The following is a 21,978-nucleotide window of genomic DNA, read 5'->3' on the forward strand; positions in this document are numbered from 1 at the left end:
CAGTGCGCTCACTCGTAGCCGTAGGCCCGCAGTCCGGCTTCGTTGTCGGCCCAGCCGCTCTTCACCTTGATCCACATTTCAAGGTAGACCTTGCCGTCGAACAACTTCTCCATGTCGAGGCGCGCCTCGGTGGAGATCTGCTTGAGCTTGCTGCCCTTGTTGCCGATGATCATGGCCTTGTGTGCGTCGCGCTCGACCAGGATCGTGGCAAAGACGCGGCGCAGCCGGCCCTCGGTCTCGAACTTGTCGATGACCACGGTGCTGGTGTACGGCAGCTCGTCGCCGGTCCAGCGGAACACCTTCTCGCGGATGATTTCCGAGGCGAGGAAGCGCTCGCTGCGATCGGTCATCGCATCGGCGTCATACATCGGCTCGCCTTCCGGCAGGTAGGGCCGGATGATGTCGAACAGCCGCGCGATATGGTCGCGGGTCTTGGCCGACATCGGCACCACTTCGCGGAACGGGAACAGCTGCCCCATCTTTTCCAGGAAGGGCATCATCACTTCCGAGCGGTTCTCGCCGATGCGGTCGAGCTTGTTGGTCACCAGCAGCACCGGCGTGTTCTTCGGCAGCAGCGACAGCACCTTCTCGTCGTCGGCGCCGTAATAGCCGGCCTCGACCACGAACAGGATCAGGTCCACCGACGACAGCGTCGACGTGACCGCGCGGTTCAGCGAACGGTTCAGCGCGCTGGCGTGGCGGGTCTGGAATCCGGGCGTATCGACGAACACATACTGCGCGTCATCCGTGGTCTGGATGCCGACGATGCGGTGCCGCGTGGTCTGCGCCTTGCGCGAGGTGATGCTGATCTTCTGGCCGACCAGCGCGTTCATCAGCGTGGACTTGCCCACGTTGGGGCGGCCGACGATGGCCACGGTGCCGCAGCGGAACGCCGCGGCCGGGGTATCCGCCGCGTCTTGCTGCGGATGGTTAGATTCGGTCATTCCTTCAACCTGAGAGACAGCTGCGGGTCCTGCGGCTGGGGTTGCTTGCGGGTCTTGCCGGTGCGCTCGGCGCGGCTGCGCTTGAGCAGCTGCGGTACCAGCTTCTGGACTTCGTCCAGCGCCAGCTTGGCGGCGGCCTGCTCGGCGGCGCGCCGCGAGGCACCGGTGCCGAACACCCGGACTTCCAGTTTAGGCACCGTGCACTCGACTTCAAACTGCTGGCTGTGCGCGGCCCCGTGGGTGGCGATTACGTTATATTGCGGCAGCGCGATCTTGTGGCCCTGCAGGTATTCCTGCAGCAGGGTCTTGGCGTCCTTGCCGAGCGTACGCGGGTCCACCTGCTCCAGGATCGGGATATAGAGCTTGCGGATCAGCGCGCGCGCGGCCTCGAAGCCGGTATCGAGGAAGACCGCGCCAACAATGGCTTCGAGCGCGTCGGCGAGAATCGACGGACGGCGGAAACCGCCGCTCTTCAACTCGCCCTCGCCCAGGCGCAGCGTCTCGGACAGCTGCAGCATCTGGGCGATCTCATACAGGGCCTGCTGCTTGACCAGGTTGGCCCGCACGCGCGACAGGTCGCCTTCGTCGAGCTTGCCGAACATGCCATAGAGCATGTCCGCCACCGCGCAGTTGAGCACCGAATCGCCCAGAAACTCGAGGCGTTCGTTGTGCTGGGCGCTGTGGCTGCGGTGCGTCAGCGCCTGCTGCAGCAATTCTGGCTTGCTGAATCGGTAGCCGAGTCGTTGCTGCAAGGCGTCGAGGTTCATATCAGTGCTGCGTTCCCGAATAGGTGATCAGAAGACTCAGGGGTCCGTAGACGGGCACTTCGGTCCGGTACGAAAAATCGACCGAGCGGATGTTGCCGTTATCGTCCTCGCGGACCAGCAGGTCTTCGCCCTTGACTGCGGCAATCCGGTCGATGGCTGCCTGTTTGTCGAAATACTCGACGACTTCACGTTTGTTGACTGCGCGCTGCTTCGCGAAGCTGGCGGCGCGCTTGACTGAAAAATACTCCACCAGGCTCGGGATCGAGCGTACGGCCGGCAAGGCCACGCCAATCACGAAGACCACGACCACCAGCAGCGTCCAGACGGAAAAACCGCCCTGCCCGCGGCGCCGTGGCCCGGCCTGCCCGTACTTCCGGCCTTGTTCTTTCCCCTTACCCTTCCCGGTCTGACCCATTTGCGCTTGCCCTCTGTTGTGTTGAGTGTTCTTGCGCCGCGCGGATTGGCTTATTTAAACGAGCCCACGCGTCCGAAATTGCCCAGGTTCATCCAGATGACAAAAGCCTTGCCGACGATATTCTCGTCCGGCACGAATCCCCAGTAGCGGGAGTCGAGGCTGTTGTCCCGGTTGTCGCCCATCACGAAATAGTGACCTGCAGGTACCTTGCACGTCACACCCTGCTGATTGTAAGTGCAGTTTTCCCGGTAAGGGAAATCCGGGTCGGCGCCCGCCACGAACGCCGGCCGGTCGGCATCGTTAAGGATGCCATGGTCGACGCTGCCGGGCAGTTTTTCGCGGAAATGCTTGGAATACGCCAGGCGCTCTTCGTCCAGGAAATCCGGCAGCACCGTGTATTCGGCCGGCTTGCCATTGATGGTCAGCCGCTTGTTGAAATACTGCACCGTGTCGCCCGGCACGCCGATGACGCGCTTGATGTAATCGAGCGACTGGTCCTTCGGGTAGCGGAACACCATCACGTCGCCGCGCTGGGGCTCGCGCATGTCCATGATTTTCTTGTTCACCACCGGCAGGCGGATGCCGTATTCATACTTGTTGACCAGGATGAAGTCGCCGATCAGCAGCGTCGGGATCATCGAGCCCGACGGGATCTTGAACGGCTCGACCACGAACGAGCGCAGCACGAACACCGCCAGGATCACCGGGAAGAAGCTGGCCGAGTATTCCAGCCACCACGGCTGGCGCAGCTTTTCTTCGGCCAGGCGCTTGCGCGTGGCGTCGGCATCGGTCGCGCCAAAGCCGCCTTGCAGCGCCGCCTGGCGGGAATCGAATTCGGCCAGCGCCAGCCGCGCCGAGGCGCGGCGCTGCCGCTCGAACACGAGCTTGTCCGCGACCCACGCAACACCCGTAATCACCACCAGCACAAAAAGGATCAGTGCAAAATTCATGACGGCTTCTGGTTCTTGGAAATCCTGGTACAGCCTGTTCTGTTACGCGCACGGCGAACCGCTGCGCGTGGCATCGTGCTGCCGGTGCCTTACTTGTCGTCCACCTGCAGGATGGCCAGGAAGGCCTCCTGCGGGATCTCGACCGTACCCACCTGCTTCATGCGCTTCTTGCCGGCCTTCTGCTTTTCCAGCAGCTTCTTCTTGCGGCTGATATCGCCGCCGTAGCACTTGGCCAGCACGTTCTTGCGCAGCGCCTTTACGTTCTCGCGCGCGATGATATTCGAGCCGATCGCCGCCTGGATCGCCACGTCGTACATCTGGCGCGGAATGATCTCGCGCATCTTGGCTGCTACTTCGCGGCCGCGGTATTGCGAGTTGGAGCGGTGCACGATCACCGACAGCGCATCGACCTTGTCGCTGTTGATCAGGATATCGACCTTGACCACATCCGACGGGCGATATTCCTTGAACTCGTAGTCCATCGACGCATAGCCGCGCGAAACCGACTTCAGGCGGTCGAAAAAGTCCATCACGATTTCCGCCATCGGGATTTCGTAGGTCAGCTGCACCTGCTTGCCGTGGTAGCTCATGTTGATCTGCGTGCCGCGCTTCTGCGTGCACAGCGTGATCACCGAGCCGACATATTCCTGCGGCATGTACAGGTTGACCGTGACGATCGGTTCCAGGATCGCCTCGATCTTGCTCGGGTCCGGCATCTTCGCCGGATTTTCAACCGTGATCATGGTGCCGTCGCGCATCTCGACCTGGTACACCACCGTCGGCGCGGTCGTGATCAGGTCCATGTCGAACTCGCGCTCCAGGCGTTCCTGCACGATTTCCATGTGCAGCAGGCCCAGGAAGCCGCAGCGGAAGCCGAAGCCCAGCGCCTGCGACACTTCCGGCTCGAACATCAGCGAGGCGTCATTCAGCCGGAGCTTTTCCAGGGATTCGCGCAGCGCTTCATACTGGTTGGCTTCAACCGGATACAGGCCGGCAAACACCTGCGGCTTGACTTCCTTGAAACCCGGCAGCGGCGCCTCGGCCTTGCGCTGCACCGTGGTGATGGTGTCGCCCACCTTGGCGGCCTTCAGTTCCTTGATGCCGGCGATGACAAAGCCCACCTGGCCTGCAGTCAGCGAATCGCGCTGGATCGACTTGGGCGTGAACACGCCCACCTGCTCGACCAGGTGCTGCGCGCCGGTGGCCATCAGCAGGACCTTGTCCTTGGTGCGCAGCGTGCCGTTGACCACGCGCACCAGCATTACCACGCCGACATAGTTGTCGAACCAGGAATCGATGATCAGCGCCTGCAGCGGTGCGTCAGCATCGCCCTTGGGCGGCGGCACCTTGGCGATCAGGGCTTCGATCACGTCCTGCACGCCCTGGCCTGTCTTGGCCGAGCACGGCGTGGCATCCTGCGCGTCGATGCCGATGACGTCCTCGATCTCCTGGATCGCGTTCTCGGGGTCGGCCTGCGGCAGGTCGATCTTGTTCAGCACGGGCACCACTTCCACGCCCAGCTCGATCGCGGTGTAGCAGTTGGCCACGGTCTGCGCCTCGACGCCCTGCGAGGCGTCGACCACCAGCAGCGCGCCTTCGCAGGCGGACAGCGAGCGGCTGACTTCATAGCTGAAGTCGACGTGCCCCGGGGTATCAATCAGGTTCAGGTTGTAGACCTTGCCGTCGCGCGCCTTGTAAGACAGCGCGGCGGTCTGCGCCTTGATGGTGATGCCGCGCTCTTTCTCGATATCCATCGAGTCGAGGACCTGCGCTTCCATCTCCCGATCCGACAGCCCTCCACAGAGCTGAATGATCCGGTCGGCCAGGGTGGACTTCCCATGGTCGATGTGGGCAATGATCGAGAAATTACGGATATGGTCCATCTAGTGTTCAGGGGAGCGCCGGCAATAGGGCCCGGGCGGCAACAACGGTTCGTCGCAGTTCGAAAATGGCCCGGCGCCGCGCGCCGGCAGGCGTGCGCGGGCGTGCCGCAAAGGTCAGGGGCGCAATTTTTGCGCCAATCCGCAATTTTACCGGATTTTCAAAGGCTTCCGGGTCGCGAAATGGCCACGCTGTAAGCGTGCCAGGCGCAGTCAGCGGCTGGCGCGGGCGCCGCCGTGTGCCGCAAGCCACACCAGCACCGCGCCATCATCGAGGAAATAGTGACAAAGCTGCGCGGCACCGCTGTCGAGCGCCTCCGGTGGCCCTGGCATCAAGACCGGGACCAGTTCGCCGAAGCGGTCTTCCAGGCCGGCGTCGCTGTCGACATCCACCTCATGCAGCACGAAAGAAAAATCGCGCCGGAGCGACTCCAGCGCGACCTTCATGTCGTCGCACAGATGGCAGTATGCCCGGCCGTAGATCGTCAGAACGGGCATGCCATCGACGGGTAGCCGATCAGCGGTTGGCGGTGGCACCCGGGCGCAGCGTCAACACCTGGGTGGCGTCGCCGCGCCGCACGAACACCGCAGCGATCCGGCTCTTGTCCAGCCCGCGCACCAGCTCGTTGAACTGACGCGCGTTGGTCACGTCGGTGTCGCCCAGGCGCAGGATGATGTCGCCCGGACGAATGCCGGCGCGCAGCGCAGGACCGTCGGCCAGCTCTACCTCGACGCCCGACTTGAGCTTGAGCTCCTTCAGGCGCGTGTCGGGCAGGTCGGTGACCACCAGCCCCAGCGCGTTCGGCTTGCTGGTCTGTGCGCTGTCTTCCTTGGGCGCCGCGCTGCGGCTGGCGCGCGCCTTGCCGTCCGGCTCCAGCTCGGCGACAGTGATGGTGACCTCCCGGGTCGCGCCCTTGCGCCACAACTGCAGCGGCACGCGCGCGCCCGGCTTGGTATCGCCGACCATGCGCGGCAGGTCCGAAGCGCGCTCGATATCGCGGCCGTTGAACTTCAGGATGATGTCGCCGGCCTCGATGCCGGCCTTCTCGGCGGGGCCGCCCGGCTCGACGCTGCCGACCAGTGCGCCGCGCGCACGGCCCAGTCCCAGCGAATCGGCCACTTCCTTGGTGACGTCGCCGATCGCCACCGCGATCCGGCCGCGGGTCACGCGGCCGGCGGTCTTGAGCTGCTCCGACACGCGCATCGCCTCGTCGATCGGGATCGCGAAGGAAATGCCCATGTAGCCGCCGCTGCGGCTGTAGATCTGCGAGTTGATGCCGATCACTTCGCCGCGCAGGTTAATCAGCGGGCCGCCCGAGTTGCCGGGGTTGACCGCCACGTCGGTCTGGATAAACGGCACATAGTCGCCGGTATCGCGCCCCTTGGCCGAAACGATGCCGGCAGTCACGCTGTTATCCAGCCCGAACGGCGAGCCGATGGCCAGCACCCACTCGCCGGCGCGGACTTTCTCCGAGTCGCCCAGCGGCAGGCGCGGCAGGTTGTTGGCATCGACCTTCAGCAGCGCCACGTCGGTACGCTTGTCCGAGCCGATCAGCTTGGCCTTGAACTCGCGCTTGTCCGGCAGCGTCACGTAAATGGTCTCGGCGTCCGCCACCACATGCGCGTTGGTCATCACATAACCATCGGCGCTGATGATGAAGCCCGAGCCTACGCCGCGGCTCTGCTCTTCCTGCTGCGGCGGCTGCGGCTGCCCGCGGCGAGGCGGCGTGCCCGGGGCCGGCGCGCCCGGCATGGGCACGCCAAAGAAGCGCCGGAAGAACTCGGCCATTTCATCGTCACCGGGGGCGCCGCCGCGTTGGCGCACGCGCTCGGTGGTGCGGATATTGACCACCGCGGGGCTGGCCTTTTCCACCAGGTCGGTGAAATCAGGCAGGTTGTAGCTGTTGGCGGCAGCCTGGGCGTGGCTGACTTCGGCCACGGTCGGGCCGAGCACCAACATGGCAGCCATGACCACGGCACGCGCCAGGGCTGGAGATCTGAAAGTCATCGACAACTCCCGGGATTCAGCGAAAGAAGAAAAAACCGATACGATCCCGTGGCTGGGACCCCATGCGCAGGATTCATGGGCCGGCACCCGGAATGGGCATTCCGAGGCGCCGGCTGCACCCGCGTCAGGCTCAGTGTACCGCCTTGGGCTGCCGGTACTCTACGGCCGTCGCAAACTGGCGTACGGTGCTCGCCGGCACTTCGCCGACGACGGTAATCCAGTAATCGGCAATGCGGCGCACCACGACCTGGGTTGCGCCGAGCGCGGCCACGCCTTCGCGGCGCACGCGCTGCTCGGAAACCGGCTCGATGAACACCGACAGGCCGGTCAGCCCGTCACTGTAGACCACCTGCAGGACTTCGAAGACCTGGCCGCGGCTGTTGCCGGGCGCCGAGGCCCGCAGCTCGCCCAGCGGCCGCCGCACCTCGCGGATTTTCTGGAAACCCTTCAGCGGCACGGCGATCGTCCAGCCTTCGTCTGCAATGTTGGTCGGCTGGTAATTCACCTCGTAGTGGTTCCAGTTGCTGGCACTCTTGATGGCAGCAAGGATGCGCTGCTTTTCAGACGGCACCCCGATCTGGACTTGCGAGAACGCCACCTGCTCCAGCACCTTGCCGCCATCGCCAACGGTCTGCGCACGCATCAGCAAGCCGGAATTCTTTTCGGCCCACAGGCGCACCGCATAGCGCGCGGCATCGTGCGGCTCCAGCGCGAACACCTCGCAATCCATGCCGGCCACCCGCTCCGCGGGCATCCTGCGCATGTCGTAGAGCTCGAGCACATCGTTCTTGTTGGTGGCAAGCAGCGCCGGGAAGCGGTCCTTGGCTTCCTGCTTCTCCACCACCACGAGCTTGGCTTCCGGAATCAGGCTGTGCACCACGTCATTCTGGCGCAGCACCTCGCGCGGCTTGCCGTCCAGCGTTTCCAGGCGCTCGTACTCGTTGTTGACCAGGTCGCTGTAATGCTGGATGCGCGACGCATGCATGACGCTGCCGCGCTGGTAGATCAGCGTGCCGACATAGTTCTCGCGTTGCGCGGCTTTGTGGATCTTGTTGAGCCAGGCGGTGGCGTCGCGTCGGTTCAGCGTACTGTCCGACGGCTGCGCGGTTGCCGCTGCAGCAGTCAGACACAAGGCCAGAAAAAGGGACCTACGCAGGGCCCCAATTCTCTGTGCGCCCGCTACATAGGCGGACGACCGTCCTTTATGCATGTCCGGCATTATTCCTGCGTATTTTCCTGAGAGAAGCTGGCGCCGTTGGCAACCGTGCGCATGGTCGGCACGAATGCATCCGTTGCCACCGACGTGCGATGGGCACGCAGGTATTCGTCGAGTCGCGGGTCGCGAATCATCTGGGTTTCGGCCACGGTGACGATGCCGGCGGCCGGCGCGGCTGCGGACGGTTCCGCGCGCGCCACCACGGCTTGGGGCGTGGCCAGGCCGGTGGGTCCGCGCATCTGCGGCACCACCACCCAGCTGACCGCTGCGACGGCGGCCGCGATCGCGGTACCCGGCAAGGCGCGGCGCACCCACGACGGCCTGAACAGCAGGCGGTGGCGGGCGCTGGCTTGCGCCACGGCCGGCACCAGCACATGCGGCTCGGCCTCCAGGCGCGCGGAGAAGCGAGAGAGGAAATCGGCGGTGGAGCCAGCATGCGTCAGGTCTTCCGAGCGTAGCGCATCGCCGATCAACTGGTATGTGCTCCAGTCCACCATGCCGGCATCGCCTTTCGCGAGATCAAGCACGGCATCGACTTCGTGCGGCGCGAGTTCGCCATCCATCAGAACGGAGATCTGCTCCGCTGCTTCCACTACATGAACCGACTGCTTATGAGCCTGACCCATTTCCCACCCCAAGACATTCCATTGAACACCGATAATCCCGTCTACTGCTGTCGCTTATCGATGCAGGAATAGGCTGCAACGCTGGCCGCACGACATCGTTCTTTGCTACCGAACTACCACCACCACCGGAACCACTACCACCGCTTGCCCTCTGCCGTTCCCAGCAGCGGACGCAATCTTTCGGCAATCGCCTCGCGCGCACGGAAGATCCGCGAGCGCACCGTGCCGATCGGACATCCCATCGCCTCCGCGATTTCCTCATAGCTGAGGCCCTCGATCTCGCGCAGCGTAATGGCGGTCCGCAATTCCTCCGGCAGTGCTTCCATCGCGCGGTTCACCGTCTCGGCAACCTGGCGCGTATGGAGCATCGACTCCGGCGTATTGATATCCCTTAGTTGCTCACCGTCCGCAAAAGTTTCAGCCTCTTCCGCATCGATGTCGCTCGACGCTTCCGGGCGGCGGCCCTGGGTAGCCAGGTAGTTCTTGGCCGTATTGACGGCGATCCGGTACAGCCACGTGTAGAAGGCGGACTCCCCGCGAAACTGGGGCAAGGCGCGATATGCCTTGATAAAGGCATCCTGCGCCACATCCTCGACTTCGGCGGGGTCCCTCACCAGGCGCGAGATCAGGCGAATGATCTTCCGATGGTATTTGGTCACCAGAAGTTCAAAGGCCCGCTTGTCGCCCTGCTGGACGCGTTCAACTAGGAGCTGATCGGCTTCGCGTTCGCTCACGTATGGCTCACCTGCAGTGTATCTCTTGGTTTGGTCGTCACGACAAACGTTGTATTTTACCTACGATTCTCCGCCCGCCCCGTCGAGCAACGCGCATCCTGTGACCGTGAATTAACAATTTCGTTCCCTCGTGGCCGCATCGGGTTGCACCTGGAGTGCAACTCTGGCAGCGCGCTGCAACCGCCGCGAGAGTTCCGGCGACGCGGCTTGCCAGGGGAGGAAGACGGCACCCGGCAAGCCAGGCGCGCGGGAGGCCAGGCGCAAGACAGCGACGCCGCCCGCCTGCCAGAATCCGCTCACCACTACTTCGTGGCGGCTGGCGGATGCTTCAATACGGACTCGCAGCGGCCCTCTGCCGTCGGGTGCCGGCAGCAGCGCCGTGCAGCGCCAGCGCAAGGCACACGTCCATCGGCGCCAGCTGCGCACAATCACCACGCCGGTGGCGAAGGGCAGCGGAGCCAGCGCGCCATGCCACCACAGCATGCCGGCCGGGCTGGCGGCAACGGTGTCGGCCAGCGCGGACACGAGCAGCCCCACCGCAGCCGCTTCACCGGCGCAGAACACGAACAGGGCCCACCGCAACGGGTGGACCCTGTCCTGGCGCAGCCCGCGAAGGGCCCGCCTCAACCACGGATCAGACGCGGCGGAAGACAAGCGTGCCGTTGGTACCGCCGAAACCGAAGTTGTTCTTCACCGCAACGTCGATCTTCATCTCGCGCGCCGTGTTGGCCACGTAGTCCAGGTCGCATTCCGGATCCTGGTTGTCGATGTTGATCGTCGGCGGCGACACCTGGTTGTGCACGGCCAGCACGGTGAAGACCGATTCCAGGCCGCCGGCGCCGCCCAGCAGGTGGCCGGTCATCGACTTGGTCGAGTTCACCACCATCTTGTAGGCCTGGTCGCCGAACGCTGCCTTGATGGCATCGGATTCGTTCTTGTCGCCGAGCGGCGTCGAGGTGCCATGCGCGTTCAGGTAATGCACCTGGTCCGCGTTGATGCCTGCGTCCTTCAGCGCGTTGACCATGCAGCGGCGCGGGCCGTCCATGTTCGGCGCGGTCATGTGGAACGCATCGCCGCTCATGCCGAAGCCGATCAGCTCGGCATAGATGCGCGCGCCGCGCGCCTTGGCCGACTCGTACTCTTCCAGCATCATCACGCCGGCGCCCTCGCCCAGCACGAAGCCGTCGCGGTCCTTGTCCCACGGGCGCGAGGCTGCGGCCGGATCGTCGTTGCGGGTCGACAGCGCGCGGGCCGCGGCGAAGCCGCCGATACCCAGCGGCGACACCGTCGACTCGGCGCCGCCTGCCAGCATGGCGTCGGCGTCGCCGGCCTGGATCAGGCGCGCGGCCAGGCCGATGCTGTGCAGGCCGGTCGTGCACGCGGTCACGGCAGCCAGGTTCGGGCCCTTGATGCCGTGGATGATCGACAGGTGGCCGGCGATCATGTTGATGATCGAGCCCGGCACGAAGAACGGCGAAATGCGGCGCGGACCGCGCTCGGTCAGCACCGCCTTGGTCTCTTCGATCATCGGCAGGCCGCCGATGCCCGAGCCGACCAGTACGCCGATACGCTCGGCGTTGGCTTCGGTCACTTCCAGGCCGCTGTCCTTCAGGGCCTGCGTACCCGCGGCGATGCCGTAATGGATAAAGGTATCCATATTGCGGGCTTCCTTGGCCGGGATGTAATCCTCGGCATTGAAGCCCTTCACTTCACCGGCGAAATGCACGGAAAGCGCGGAGTGATCGAATTTGGTGATGGTGGCGATGCCGGACTTGCCGGCTACCAGGTTGGCCCAGCCTTCGGCAACCGTGTTTCCGACCGGAGACACAAGGCCAAGCCCAGTGACGACGACGCGACGACGGCTCACTATGTTTTCCTACGGGTGCGTGAAGAGGCAACGGAACGACGGATCAGCCTGCCGCCGGGCCACGGGCGCGGCGTACAGGCGCATTCCATTCTGCGTCTTCGAACAGACGAAAGCCACAGAAAACAGCAAGGCAAGGCCGCGACGGCCCGCCCACCTGCCTTCTGTGGCTCGGAATTCAGATACGACGGGCTCAGGCCTTGACGTGCGCGGTGGCGTAGTCGATAGCCTGTTGCACGGTCGTGATCTTTTCGGCTTCCTCATCGGGAATTTCCATGCCGAATTCATCTTCCAACGCCATCACGAGTTCAACCGTGTCCAGCGAGTCCGCACCGAGGTCGTTCACGAACGAGGATTCGTTCTTGATGTCTGCCTCGGCCACGCCAAGCTGTTCTGCCACGATTTTCTTGACGCGTTGTTCGATATTGTCCATGTAACCCTCCAGGGAAGTTCGACAAAAAGTGGGCGCATTTTAGCAGGTTTGGGACGACAGAAATGCCGCCTGCCAAGCTTTGCAAGAATCGCGCCCGTTTGGTTCGGAAAACTACGACTTCACTACGGCTTCAGGCAGCTTCTTCCGGCTTCTCACCGGAAAAGCGCCACCCAAAAAGCCGATTAATTCATGTACATCCCGCCATTCACATGCAGCGTGGTGCCGGTGATGTAGGCGGCTTGCGGACCGGCCAGGAAGGCCACCGCGTTGGCGATATCCTCGGGCTGCCCCAGGCGGCCCAGCGGAATCTGCTGCTTGAGCGAAGCATGCTGCTCTTCGGACAGCGCCTTGGTCATGTCGGTATCAATGAAACCCGGCGCGACGCAGTTGACGGTCACGTTGCGGCTGCCGATCTCGGCGGCCAGCGAGCGGGTCATGCCGGCCACGCCGGCCTTGGCGGCCGAGTAGTTCATCTGGCCGGGGTTGCCGACCGAGCCGACCACCGAAGTGATATTGATGATACGGCCCTGGCGCGCCTTCATCATCGGGCGCAGCACCGCGCGCGACAGGCGGAAAACCGAGGTCAGGTTGGTCTGGATGACCGCGACCCAGTCCTCGTCCTTCATCCGCATCGCCAGCTGGTCCTGCGTGATACCGGCATTGTTGACCAGCACGCCGATGCCGCCGTGGGTCTTCACGATCTCGTCGATCAGGGCATCGCAAGCGGCCGCGTCATTGACGTTCAGCACCGCGCCCTTGCCCTTCAGGCCTTCGGCGCCGAGGTATTCGGTGATGCCGGCGGCGCCGGACTCGCTGGTGGCGGTGCCGATCACGGTGGCGCCCTGGCGGGCAAGTTCCAGCGCGATGGCGCGGCCGATGCCGCGCGAGGCGCCGGTGACCAGCGCAACCTGGTTATCGAGAAGTTTGGTCATGCAGAATGTCCTTTCGTGCTCTTTTGTCCTGGACTGACTACCTGGGCTGACTTCGCTGCGCTTACTTCAGCAGGGCCAGCGTGTCCTGCAGCGAGGCCGGATCGAAGATCGCGCCGCCGGTCAGGTTGCCGTCGATGCGCTTGGTCATGCCGGCCAGCACCTTGCCCGGGCCGCATTCGATCACATGGGTGACGCCCTCGGCAGCCATCTTCTGCACGCACTCGACCCAGCGCACCGGCGCCGCGGCCTGGCGCACCAGCGCGTCCTTGATCGCTTCCGGATCATTGACGATCGCAACGTCAACGTTGTTCACCAGCGGGATCGACGGCGACGCGAACGCCAGCCCGGCCATCCGCTCGCGCAGGCGGTCCGAAGCGGGCTTGAGTAGCGACGAATGGAACGGCGCCGACACCGGCAGCGGCAGCGCGCGCTTGGCGCCCTTGGCCTTGGCGATCTCGCATGCCTTCTCGACCGCGCCCTTGTGGCCGGCGATCACGACCTGCGACGGGGCGTTGAAGTTGACGGCTTCGACCACGCCGGCGGCAGCCGCTTCGGCGCACGCGGCGCGGACGTCGTCATCGGACAGGCCCAGGATTGCGGCCATGCCGCCCTCGCCCACCGGCACGGCTTCCTGCATGGCCTGCGCGCGGAAACGCACCAGCGGCACCGCGTCGGCAAACGGGATCACGCCCGCGGCCACCAGCGCCGAGTACTCGCCCAGGCTGTGGCCGGCCACCAGGGCCGGAGCCGGGCCGCCGGCGTCCAGCCACGCGCGGTAGACCGCCACGGCGGCGGTCAGCATCACCGGCTGAGTATTGGTGGTCAGGTTCAGTTCTTCAGCGGGGCCATCGGCGATCAGGCGGCCGAGATCCTGGCCCAGCGCGGCCGAGGCTTCTTCCACGGTGGCGCGCACGACGGCGTTATCCGCAAAGGCATTGAGCATGCCGACCGACTGTGAACCCTGGCCGGGAAATACGAAAGCGAATTTCATCGGATTGGAACCCTTTATGGAACGGGAAGCCGGCGCGGCGGCGCGCGGCATTGGCGCGCACCGGGCACCGGCTGCGAATTACATGCGCAGCAGCACCGCGCCCCAGGTGAAGCCGCCGCCGACGCCTTCCATCAGCACGGTCTGGCCCGGGCGGATGCGGCCGTCGCGCACGGCGACGTCGAGCGCCAGCGGGATCGACGCGGCCGAAGTATTGCCGTGCTCGTGCACGGTGGCGACCATGCGCTCGGCGGGCAGGCCCAGCTTCTTGGCCGTGCCCTGCATGATGCGGATATTGGCCTGGTGCGGAATCAGCCAGTCGATTTGCTCAGGCTGCATGGCCGCCAGTTCCATGGCTTCGCGCGCGACCTTGTCGAGCACGTTCACGGCAAGCTTGAACACAGCCTGGCCATCCATCTGCAGGAAGGCGTTGCCGGTGATATTGCCGCCCGAGACATTGCCGGGCACGCACAGGATGTCGACGTGGCTGCCGTCCGCGTGCATGGCGCTCGACAGGATGCCAGGCTCTTCAGAAGCGGTCAGCACCACTGCGCCGGCGCCGTCGCCGAACAGCACGCAGGTGGTACGGTCGTTGAAATCCAGAATGCGCGAGAACACTTCAGTACCGATCACCAGCACGTTGCGGTGCGAGCCGCTGCGGATGAACTTGTCGGCCGTGGCCAGCGCATAGACAAAGCCCGAGCACACCGCCTGCAGGTCGAATGCCGCGCAGTGGTTAGTGATGCCCAGCTTCTCCTGCACCATGCAGGCGGCGCTGGGGAAGACGAAGTCCGGCGTAGACGTGGCGACGATGATCAGGTCGATGCTCTGCCGGTCGATGCCGGCGGCCTCGATGGCCCGCTCGGCGGCCTTGACCGCCAGGTCGCTGCTGGTCACGTCGGGCTCGGCCCAGTGGCGCGCCGAGATGCCGCTGCGCGAGACGATCCACTCGTCGCTGGTCTCGATGCCCTTTTCGGCAAGCTGCGCCGCCAGATCATGGTTGGTCACGCGCCGCGGGGGCAAGTAGCTCCCGGTACCGATGATTTTTGCGTACTTGGTCATGTAGTGTCGGATCGTATGGACCGCAGTTCCCGCCGGCTGGTGCGCAAGGCGCTCAAGCGGCGTGGGTACTGGGATGCGCGCTGGGCGCGTCTGTCTCCGGGGCGGCCAGCGCCACGCCAGCGGCGCTGGACTTATCGGCGAAAGCCCGTGCGATACGGGGAATCACGCCATTCTTGGCGGCATCATACCCGCGTTTGATTGCCCACTCAAAAGAATGGGCATCGGCCGAACCGTGGCTCTTGATCACCAGGCCGCGCAGGCCCAGCAGCGACGCACCATTGTAGCGCGCCGGGTCAAGCCGCTTGGCGAGCCGCGACAGCACCGGCATGGCCACCGCCGCGAGCAGCTTGGTGAACCACGAGCGGGTGAATTCTTCCTTGATCATGCCGCCGATCATCTTGGCGAGGCCCTCGGTGCTCTTGAGCGCCACATTGCCGACAAAGCCGTCGCAAACGACGATATCCGTCGTTCCCTTGAAGATGTCGTTGCCTTCCACGTTGCCGTAGAAATTGAGCTCGGAAGCACGCAGCAGTTCGCCGGCGCGCTTCACCACCTCGTTGCCCTTGATGACTTCCTCGCCAATGTTCAGCAGGCCGACGGTCGGGCGGTCCTTGTGGTCCACCACGGCGACCATGGCCTCGGCCATGCGGGCGAACTGCAGCAGGTGTTCGGGCTCGCAGTCCGCGTTGGCGCCGAGGTCCAGCACAGTGGTGCCCCAGCCTTCCTGGTTCGGGATGGTGGTGGCAATGGCCGGCCGCTCGATGCCCTCGAGCGTTTTCAGCACATAGCGCGACACCGCCATCAGCGCGCCGGTATTGCCGGCGGAGATGCAGGCACCGGCGTGGCCTTCCTTGACCTGGGTGACGGCCACGCGCATCGAAGAATCCTTCTTCTTGCGCAGCGCCACCTCGACCGGGTCATCCATGGTGATGACTTCGGTGGCCTCGACGATGCTCACACGCGGATGATCCAGCGCATGCAGCTTTTTCAGCTGCGCCCGGATGGCGTCCGGCAGGCCCACCAGCACCATTTCGGCATCGTCGTAGCGGGATAGAAAACTGATCGCCGCGGGCACGGTCACGGACACGCCGTGGTCGCCGCCCATGCAGTCGATAGCGATTTTGATCGTCATTGTTCCTGGTACGGATAGCGCGGCAGCGCACACCACGCCCGGCGGTTGTCCCGAGCGCCCAACAAAAAAGCGGCAACGATCTTGCCGCTTTTTTGTGTCTGACCGTCTTGTGTCCGACTTACAGGCATGCGCGAGCGAGACGCAATGTCACGCCACGAAGCTATCAGTCGTTCTTGGTCTTGATGACCTTGCGGCCACGGTAGTAGCCGTTCGGGCTGACGTGGTGACGCAGGTGGGTTTCGCCGGTGGTCGGCTCGACGGCCAGCGGGGCGACCGTCAGGTGGTCGTGCGAACGATGCATGCCGCGCTTGGACGGCGACTTCTTGTTCTGTTGAACAGCCATGATGACTCCTTCGAGAATTTTTCAATATTAACACACGCATCCCGCCCAAGGCGTAGCCGGGGCCCGGCCGGATGCTTCAACTACCACCTGCGGAACACGCCCTCGGCCCGGTTGGCCTCAGTGCTTGTTCTTCAGGCCGGCCAGCGCCGCAAAGGGCGACGGCCGCTTTTCTTCCTCTGGCTCAGCTTCGGGCTGGGCCTCGCCGTCCGTGCCGGTCACGAGGCTTTCGTGCACCGACGGGCAGGCGTCATGCTTGGGGGCCACCGGCAGCGCCAGCAGCACTTCATCTTCAATCAGTTCCAGCAGCGAAAAACGCTTGGAGCCGGCGATCACGTCGACATCGTCGTCGTCCATCGGCGCGGCATCGGCCGCCTCTTCGCTCTCCACCACCTCGAAGCGCGTAGCCGTATCGACCGGCTCGGCATAAGGCGTCAGGCAGCGCTGGCAATCCAGCCACATCCGGCCTTTGACGGTCACATCGAGAAACAGCCGCCGCACCACCGGGGCGCCCGGCTCGGCCGCCTCTTCGCGAACGAAGCCGGTGGCCGTATAGGCAAACGTCTCTTCGGGGGCCGCGGCTGGCGCTTGCGCGGCAGTCTCGGCTAAGATGCGCGGCAAATCCCGCACCGCCACGTCGCCGCTCAGGCTTTCGCTCTTGCGGCAGAACGCGAAGAGATCGAGCGCGCGCAGGTCAATTGGCTGGGTCATGTGCGTGGCTCCCGTCGTATTGCAATGACTGGCTCGCCACATCCCACGCCTGCGCTGACAGCGGCCGCACACATTGGCGGCACAGCGCCCAAGTGCGGATGCGGCAAAACGCGCGATTATACGACGTAAACCTTGTGGAGGTCAAAGGTCTTGCCACGCAAACCTTGCCTTATTCCTGTTACGCTTCAATCACTTATGCATCAAGACCCCCGCCCCAGGCTGATCCTTGGCTCCGGCTCGCCCTACCGCCGCGAGCTGCTCGAGCGGCTGCGCATCCCCTTTGAAGTGGCCATCCCGGACATCGACGAGACCCCGCTCGGCGGCGAAGCGCCGGAGGCTACCGCCCTGCGCCTGTCGCAGCGCAAGGCCGAGGCCATCGCGGCGCGCCATCCGGGTGCGCTGGTGATCGGCTCGGACCAGGTGCTGACGCTGGACGGGGCGCAGATGGGCAAGCCCGGAGTGCACGATAAGGCCGTCGCGCAGCTGCGCCGCATGCGCGGACGCACCGCCATCTTCCATTCGGCGCTGTGCCTGCTGGACGGGCGCACCGGCACCGCCCAACTGGCCGACGTACAGACGCGCGTGACCATGCGCGACCTCAGCGACGCGGAGATCGAAGCCTACCTGCAACTGGAACGTCCCTACGACGTGGCGGGCAGCGCCAAGTCCGAGGGGCTGGGCATCACGCTGCTCGCGCGCGTCGAGTCCGACGATCCCACGGCGCTGGTCGGCCTGCCGCTGATCGCGCTGACCGGCATGCTGCGCCAGGCGGGCTACCCGCTGCTCGCGGCATGACGCACCGGAGCCAACCATGAGCGGCAATCTTTTCCTGATCCCCAATACTCTCGGCAAGCGCGACGAAGCCGATCCGCTGGTCGAAGTCATTCCCGCCGGCGTGCAGCAGATCGCAGCCGGGCTCGACTACCTGGTCGCCGAAAACGCCAAGACCGCCCGCGCCTTCCTGAAGAAGCTGGGCGAAAGCACCCCGCTGGCACGCCCGATCCAGCAGATCGAGATCCGCGAGCTGAACGTCAACACCCGCGCCGACGCGTTGGCCGAGCTGCTCGCGCCGATCCAGGCCGGCCGCGACGGTGGCCTGCTGTCCGAGGCCGGCGTGCCGGCGGTGGCCGATCCTGGCGCCGAGCTGGTGCGGCTGGCGCATGCGCGCGGCATCCGGGTGCGGCCGCTGGTCGGGCCCAGCTCGATCCTGCTGGCGGTGATGGGCTCGGGCCTGAACGGCCAGAGCTTTGCCTTCAACGGCTACCTGCCGGTCGATGCCGGCGAACGCGCGCAGCGGCTGCGCGAGCTGGAACAGCGTTCGCGCAAGGCCAGCCAGACGCAGGTGTTCATCGAAACGCCGTACCGCAACGCGGCGCTGCTCGAAGCCATGCGCGAGCATTGCGCCGGCACCACGCTGCTGTCGGTGGCGGTTGACCTGACGCTGCCGACCGAAACCATCGTCACGCTGCCGCTGTCGGCGTGGAAGGCAGACCGGCTTGCGTTGCACAAGCGGCCTGCGATCTTCTCGCTGCTGGCGGCCTGAAGACGCCGGAAAATGCAGAAAGGGGCGCAACGGCGCCCCTTTCTTTCATCTGGCGACTCGCGCCGCCTCAGTGCATGCCCTGCGGGCGCGTGCTCCACAGCATGGTCTTCATCGCCGCGGTGCCGACCGCGGCGCCAAAGCGCTTGGCCACGCGCTCGGCGATGTTTTCCTTGACCGTATAGTCGACGATATCCTCGGCCTTGAGCACGTCGCGCGCGACCGAATCGGCGGTCCCCAGCGCGTCGGCCAGGCCTAGTTCGATGCTGCGCTCGCCCGACCAGAACAGGCCGGAGAACAGCTCCGGGTCATCCTTGAGCCGGTCGCCCCGGCCCTCCTTCACCACGTCGATGAACTGCTCGTGGATTTCCTTGAGCATGGTCTCGGCGTAGGCCTTCTGCCTGGGCATCTGCGGCGAGAACGGGTCGAGCATGCCCTTGTTGGCGCCCGCGGTGTACAGCCGGCGCTCTACGCCCAGCTTGTCCATCAGGCCGGTAAAGCCGAAACCATCCATCAGCACGCCGATCGAGCCCACGATGCTGGCCTTGTCGACATAGATCTTGTCGGCCGCCGCAGCCACGTAATAGCCACCCGAGGCACAGATTTCCTCGACCACGACATAGAACGGCTTGGATGGATAGAGTCCGCGCAGCCGGTGGATCTCATCGTTGATGATGCCGGCCTGCACCGGCGAGCCGCCTGGGGAGTTGATCTTGAGGATCACGCCGGCGGCATTGGTGTCGGCGAATGCCGCCTGCAGCGAGGCATTGATCGACTCGGCGCCGGCCGGCGTACCGGCCGCGATCTCGCCCTCCAGCGTGACCATCGCGGTATGGCGGCCGGACGTGTTGATGCCGTCGCCCTTGAAATCGAACAGCGCGATGAAGATCAGCGCCAACAGGCCCAGTCCGACGAAGCGGAAGAAGATGCGCCAGCGGCGTGCGGCGCGCTGCTCGCGCAGCGATGCCGTCAGCACCTTTTCCAGGACATCGCGCTCCCAGCCGGCCGCGCCCACCGGACCGCTCCCGGCCGCTCCGGCATCCCCAGCCATGCGGGCCTTGCGTTGGCGCTGCTCTCGCCGCGCCGCATCGTCGCCGGCGCGCAGTTCGCTTTCCAGCGGATAGTCGGCCTGCTTCGCGGTGACCAGGCGTTCGGACTCGGGCCGGTTCGCATCGTCCTGCCCGGGCTCAGGCGATTCGCCCGATGCTCCCGGTTGACCAATAGGCGGCTTCTGCTCTTCTGTCATGCAACTCGCTCGTGGAAGGCTTGGAAACAGAACGGGCGGCCAGGCCGCCCGCCATTAGGCGCCGTCCGCTTGCGCGGCGGCCCGGTACGGACCCTCGGGAAACCAGTAAACCTGGCCATCGCGCTCTTCGATGCGCAGCTTGGCCAGCGCCGCGCCGCGGCAGGGACCGCCGACGCACTCGCCGCTGTCCGGCGCATAAACCGCGCCATGTGTGGCGCACATCAAGTATAGGCCCGAGCTATCGAAGAACCGCCCCTCCTGCCAGTCGAGTTCCATCGGCACGTGCGCGCACTGGTTCAGGTAGCCATGCGCGGCACCGTCGAAGCGCACCACGAAGGCGCCGATTTCGCGGCTGTCCAGCACCACCGGGAAGCGCACCCCCAGGCCGCCCTCTTCCAGGTCTGCCGCGGCGCACAGCCGCACCGCCCCCTGGCCGGCCGCGCTCTCAGGCATGGGTCAGCAGCCAGTCGGTCAGCTCGGCGATCGACGTGGCGCAATGCACCGGCGCCATCGCCCGCAGCGAGTCGCCCGGATGTGCGCCATAACACACCCCAATGCCCGCAGCGCCGGCATTGACCGCCATCTGCAGGTCATGGGTGGTGTCGCCCACCATGACGGTGCGCTCCATGTCCTGTCCCAGCTCACGCGTCAGCTCTTGCAGCATGGCCGGATGCGGCTTGGAAAAGGTTTCGTCGGCACAGCGGGTGGCGTCGAAAAGCTGCGTCAGGCCGCTGGCGGCGAGCGCGCGCTGCAGGCCGACGCGGGTCTTGCCCGTGGCGACGCCGAGGAAATAGTGCTCGGCGCGCAGCGCTTCCAACATCTCGCGCACGCCGTCGAACAGCACCAGGTCGGCGTCGCGGGTCAGGAAGTGGTAGCGGTAGCGTTCCGCCAGGCGCGGGTAGTCGACCGGGTCCAGCGTCGGCACGGCATACGACAATGCATCCTTCAGCCCCAGCCCGATCACATGGCTGGCCGCGCTGTCGTCCGGCACGGGCAGGCCCAGGTCACGGCTAGCAAGCTGGATGCACTTGGCGATGGTCGGGGTCGAGTCCATCAGCGTCCCGTCCCAGTCGAAAACGATCAGGTCAAATTGTTGCCTGGCCATGGTTGTCCTTGTGGCATTGATTGCGCGGCCCTACTCCGGGGCGCGCAGCTGTCGCAATTGTTGCAGGAATCCGACGCATTCGTCCGGCAGCGGCGCCTCGACGGCCAGCGTCTGCCCCGTTGCCGGGTGGACGAACACCAGCCGGTGGGCGTGCAGGAACATGCGCCTGATGCCGGGATTGGCGGCGGAACGCGCCAGTGACTTGTTCAGGGGGAAATCGCCGTACTTCTCGTCGCCGACGATCGGGAATCCCGAATGGGCCAGGTGGACGCGGATCTGGTGCGTCCGGCCGGTCTTCAGCTCGGCTTCCAGCAAGGTAAAGCCGGGAAACGCCTCGATCCGGTTGAATACCGTGTGCGACGCCAGCCCGTCGGCCTGTACCCGCACGCGTCGCTCGCCGTCGGGCGTGGTGTACTTATATAGAGGCAGCTTCACGTGCTGGCGGTTGTTCGGGAATTCCCCGGCCACGCAGGCGAAATACCGCTTGTCCATGCTGTTGCCGCGGATCTGCTCATGCAGGTGGACCAGCGCCGAGCGCTTCTTGGCCAGCACCAGGATGCCGGAGGTCTCCCGGTCGAGCCGGTGCACCAGCTCGAGGAACTTGGCCTGCGGCCGGGCCTGGCGCAGCTGCTCGATAACGCCGAAGGCAACACCCGAGCCGCCATGGACCGCCACGCCGGCGGGCTTGTTCACCACCAGCAGCTGCGCGTCCTCGAACAGCACGGGAAACTCGCTGGCCGGCACCGGCTGCGCCCCGGATTGCGACGGAGTCGCCACACGCATCGGCGGGATCCGCACCACGTCCCCCGACTGCAGACGATAAGTGGCATCGACACGGCCCTTGTTGACGCGCACTTCGCCCGACCGCAATACCCGGTAGATATGGCTCTTGGGTACGCCCTTGGCCACCTTCAACAGGAAGTTGTCGATGCGCTGGCCTTCGGAGCCTTCGTCAATCGTGACATACGCCACCTGCGGGCTTGCCGGCGCTACATCGGCAGGCTTTTCAATTTGATGGCGTAACTCATTCATTTTCAATATAATTTCCTCGCTGTTCCGGCCGGGGGCCGGCAGCGCAAGACCTG

Annotated in this window: 25 protein-coding genes; 2 read left to right on the forward strand and 23 right to left on the reverse strand. The window is 65.1% G+C overall.

The window, feature by feature from the left end; genetic code table 11:
* Nucleotides 1-8: 8 nt before the first annotated feature.
* The 19 genes from era to AC5WJ1_RS11280 form a co-directional block, all read right to left on the reverse strand.
* The gene (era, locus tag AC5WJ1_RS11190; RefSeq protein WP_133095539.1) at nucleotides 9-944 is read right to left on the reverse strand and encodes a GTPase Era; all 936 of its coding nucleotides are present in this window, start codon (nucleotides 942-944) and stop codon (nucleotides 9-11) included.
* The gene (rnc, locus tag AC5WJ1_RS11195) at nucleotides 941-1,711 is read right to left on the reverse strand and encodes a ribonuclease III (protein ID WP_133095538.1); all 771 of its coding nucleotides are present in this window, start codon (nucleotides 1,709-1,711) and stop codon (nucleotides 941-943) included. The genes era and rnc overlap by 4 nt, the downstream gene beginning before the upstream one ends.
* A 1-nt stretch (nucleotide 1,712) precedes the next feature.
* Nucleotides 1,713-2,126 (reverse strand): DUF4845 domain-containing protein, encoded by a 414-nt coding sequence (locus AC5WJ1_RS11200; RefSeq protein ID WP_494476080.1) that lies wholly within the window; start codon nucleotides 2,124-2,126, stop codon nucleotides 1,713-1,715.
* Nucleotides 2,127-2,176: 50 nt separating this feature from the next.
* A complete protein-coding gene (lepB, locus tag AC5WJ1_RS11205) occupies nucleotides 2,177-3,076 on the reverse strand; it encodes a signal peptidase I (protein WP_029046313.1) in 900 nt (299 codons plus the stop codon).
* A gap of 89 nt (nucleotides 3,077-3,165) precedes the next feature.
* Nucleotides 3,166-4,959, reverse strand: coding sequence for a translation elongation factor 4 (lepA, locus tag AC5WJ1_RS11210; RefSeq protein ID WP_133095536.1), 1,794 nt, complete (start codon nucleotides 4,957-4,959; stop codon nucleotides 3,166-3,168).
* A 210-nt stretch (nucleotides 4,960-5,169) separates the two neighbouring features.
* Nucleotides 5,170-5,454, reverse strand: coding sequence for a glutaredoxin family protein (locus AC5WJ1_RS11215; protein ID WP_494476081.1), 285 nt, complete (start codon nucleotides 5,452-5,454; stop codon nucleotides 5,170-5,172).
* Between the two features lie 19 nt (nucleotides 5,455-5,473).
* Complete coding sequence (locus AC5WJ1_RS11220; RefSeq protein ID WP_133095534.1) at nucleotides 5,474-6,964, reverse strand: DegQ family serine endoprotease; 1,491 nt, start codon at nucleotides 6,962-6,964, stop codon at nucleotides 5,474-5,476.
* Nucleotides 6,965-7,094: 130 nt separating this feature from the next.
* Nucleotides 7,095-8,174, reverse strand: coding sequence for a MucB/RseB C-terminal domain-containing protein (locus AC5WJ1_RS11225; RefSeq protein ID WP_133095533.1), 1,080 nt, complete (start codon nucleotides 8,172-8,174; stop codon nucleotides 7,095-7,097).
* 8 nt (nucleotides 8,175-8,182) lie between these two features.
* Nucleotides 8,183-8,806, reverse strand: a complete 624-nt coding sequence (locus AC5WJ1_RS11230) for a sigma-E factor negative regulatory protein (protein ID WP_133095532.1) — start codon at nucleotides 8,804-8,806, stop codon at nucleotides 8,183-8,185.
* Between the two features lie 134 nt (nucleotides 8,807-8,940).
* Complete coding sequence (rpoE, locus tag AC5WJ1_RS11235; protein WP_012353313.1) at nucleotides 8,941-9,540, reverse strand: RNA polymerase sigma factor RpoE; 600 nt, start codon at nucleotides 9,538-9,540, stop codon at nucleotides 8,941-8,943.
* Between the two features lie 111 nt (nucleotides 9,541-9,651).
* Nucleotides 9,652-10,122 carry a hypothetical protein gene (locus tag AC5WJ1_RS11240; protein ID WP_240745886.1) on the reverse strand — a complete coding sequence of 157 codons (471 nt, stop codon included), beginning with the start codon at nucleotides 10,120-10,122 and terminating at the stop codon, nucleotides 9,652-9,654.
* Between the two features lie 52 nt (nucleotides 10,123-10,174).
* The gene (gene fabF, locus AC5WJ1_RS11245; RefSeq protein WP_063238294.1) at nucleotides 10,175-11,407 is read right to left on the reverse strand and encodes a beta-ketoacyl-ACP synthase II; all 1,233 of its coding nucleotides are present in this window, start codon (nucleotides 11,405-11,407) and stop codon (nucleotides 10,175-10,177) included.
* 190 nt (nucleotides 11,408-11,597) lie between these two features.
* Nucleotides 11,598-11,837: an acyl carrier protein gene (gene acpP, locus AC5WJ1_RS11250; RefSeq protein WP_008644813.1), complete on the reverse strand. Its 240-nt coding sequence runs from the start codon at nucleotides 11,835-11,837 to the stop codon at nucleotides 11,598-11,600.
* A 182-nt stretch (nucleotides 11,838-12,019) separates the two neighbouring features.
* Nucleotides 12,020-12,769: a 3-oxoacyl-ACP reductase FabG gene (gene fabG, locus AC5WJ1_RS11255; RefSeq protein ID WP_133095531.1), complete on the reverse strand. Its 750-nt coding sequence runs from the start codon at nucleotides 12,767-12,769 to the stop codon at nucleotides 12,020-12,022.
* Between the two features lie 61 nt (nucleotides 12,770-12,830).
* On the reverse strand, nucleotides 12,831-13,760 hold the full coding sequence (gene fabD / locus AC5WJ1_RS11260) for an ACP S-malonyltransferase (protein ID WP_133095530.1): 930 nt from the start codon (nucleotides 13,758-13,760) through the stop codon (nucleotides 12,831-12,833).
* Nucleotides 13,761-13,838: 78 nt separating this feature from the next.
* The gene (locus tag AC5WJ1_RS11265) at nucleotides 13,839-14,819 is read right to left on the reverse strand and encodes a beta-ketoacyl-ACP synthase III (RefSeq protein ID WP_133095529.1); all 981 of its coding nucleotides are present in this window, start codon (nucleotides 14,817-14,819) and stop codon (nucleotides 13,839-13,841) included.
* A gap of 52 nt (nucleotides 14,820-14,871) precedes the next feature.
* Nucleotides 14,872-15,951, reverse strand: coding sequence for a phosphate acyltransferase PlsX (plsX, locus tag AC5WJ1_RS11270; RefSeq protein ID WP_494476082.1), 1,080 nt, complete (start codon nucleotides 15,949-15,951; stop codon nucleotides 14,872-14,874).
* A gap of 163 nt (nucleotides 15,952-16,114) precedes the next feature.
* Nucleotides 16,115-16,294 carry a 50S ribosomal protein L32 gene (gene rpmF, locus AC5WJ1_RS11275; protein WP_029046300.1) on the reverse strand — a complete coding sequence of 60 codons (180 nt, stop codon included), beginning with the start codon at nucleotides 16,292-16,294 and terminating at the stop codon, nucleotides 16,115-16,117.
* 117 nt (nucleotides 16,295-16,411) lie between these two features.
* Nucleotides 16,412-17,002: a YceD family protein gene (locus AC5WJ1_RS11280; protein WP_434033540.1), complete on the reverse strand. Its 591-nt coding sequence runs from the start codon at nucleotides 17,000-17,002 to the stop codon at nucleotides 16,412-16,414.
* Nucleotides 17,003-17,197: 195 nt separating this feature from the next.
* Between AC5WJ1_RS11280 and AC5WJ1_RS11285 the strand changes: the two genes are divergently transcribed.
* Together AC5WJ1_RS11285 and AC5WJ1_RS11290 are read left to right on the forward strand one after the other, a co-directional pair.
* Nucleotides 17,198-17,797: a Maf-like protein gene (locus AC5WJ1_RS11285; RefSeq protein ID WP_133095526.1), complete on the forward strand. Its 600-nt coding sequence runs from the start codon at nucleotides 17,198-17,200 to the stop codon at nucleotides 17,795-17,797.
* A 16-nt stretch (nucleotides 17,798-17,813) separates the two neighbouring features.
* A complete protein-coding gene (locus AC5WJ1_RS11290; protein ID WP_133095525.1) occupies nucleotides 17,814-18,545 on the forward strand; it encodes an SAM-dependent methyltransferase in 732 nt (243 codons plus the stop codon).
* A 67-nt stretch (nucleotides 18,546-18,612) separates the two neighbouring features.
* Here the strand turns inward: AC5WJ1_RS11290 and AC5WJ1_RS11295 are convergent, their stop codons facing one another.
* The 4 genes from AC5WJ1_RS11295 to AC5WJ1_RS11310 are packed head-to-tail and all read right to left on the reverse strand — an operon-like array spanning nucleotide 18,613 to nucleotide 21,925.
* Entirely contained in the window at nucleotides 18,613-19,788 is a 1,176-nt protein-coding gene (locus AC5WJ1_RS11295) for a S49 family peptidase (RefSeq protein ID WP_133095524.1), read from the reverse strand.
* A 54-nt stretch (nucleotides 19,789-19,842) separates the two neighbouring features.
* Nucleotides 19,843-20,241: a Rieske (2Fe-2S) protein gene (locus AC5WJ1_RS11300; RefSeq protein ID WP_135705567.1), complete on the reverse strand. Its 399-nt coding sequence runs from the start codon at nucleotides 20,239-20,241 to the stop codon at nucleotides 19,843-19,845.
* Nucleotides 20,234-20,893, reverse strand: a complete 660-nt coding sequence (locus tag AC5WJ1_RS11305) for an HAD-IA family hydrolase (RefSeq protein ID WP_494476083.1) — start codon at nucleotides 20,891-20,893, stop codon at nucleotides 20,234-20,236. The genes AC5WJ1_RS11300 and AC5WJ1_RS11305 overlap by 8 nt, the downstream gene beginning before the upstream one ends.
* A 30-nt stretch (nucleotides 20,894-20,923) precedes the next feature.
* Nucleotides 20,924-21,925, reverse strand: coding sequence for an RluA family pseudouridine synthase (locus AC5WJ1_RS11310; RefSeq protein ID WP_494476084.1), 1,002 nt, complete (start codon nucleotides 21,923-21,925; stop codon nucleotides 20,924-20,926).
* Nucleotides 21,926-21,978 lie beyond the last annotated feature (53 nt).

The organism is Cupriavidus sp. MEYA8 (assembly GCF_059278825.1).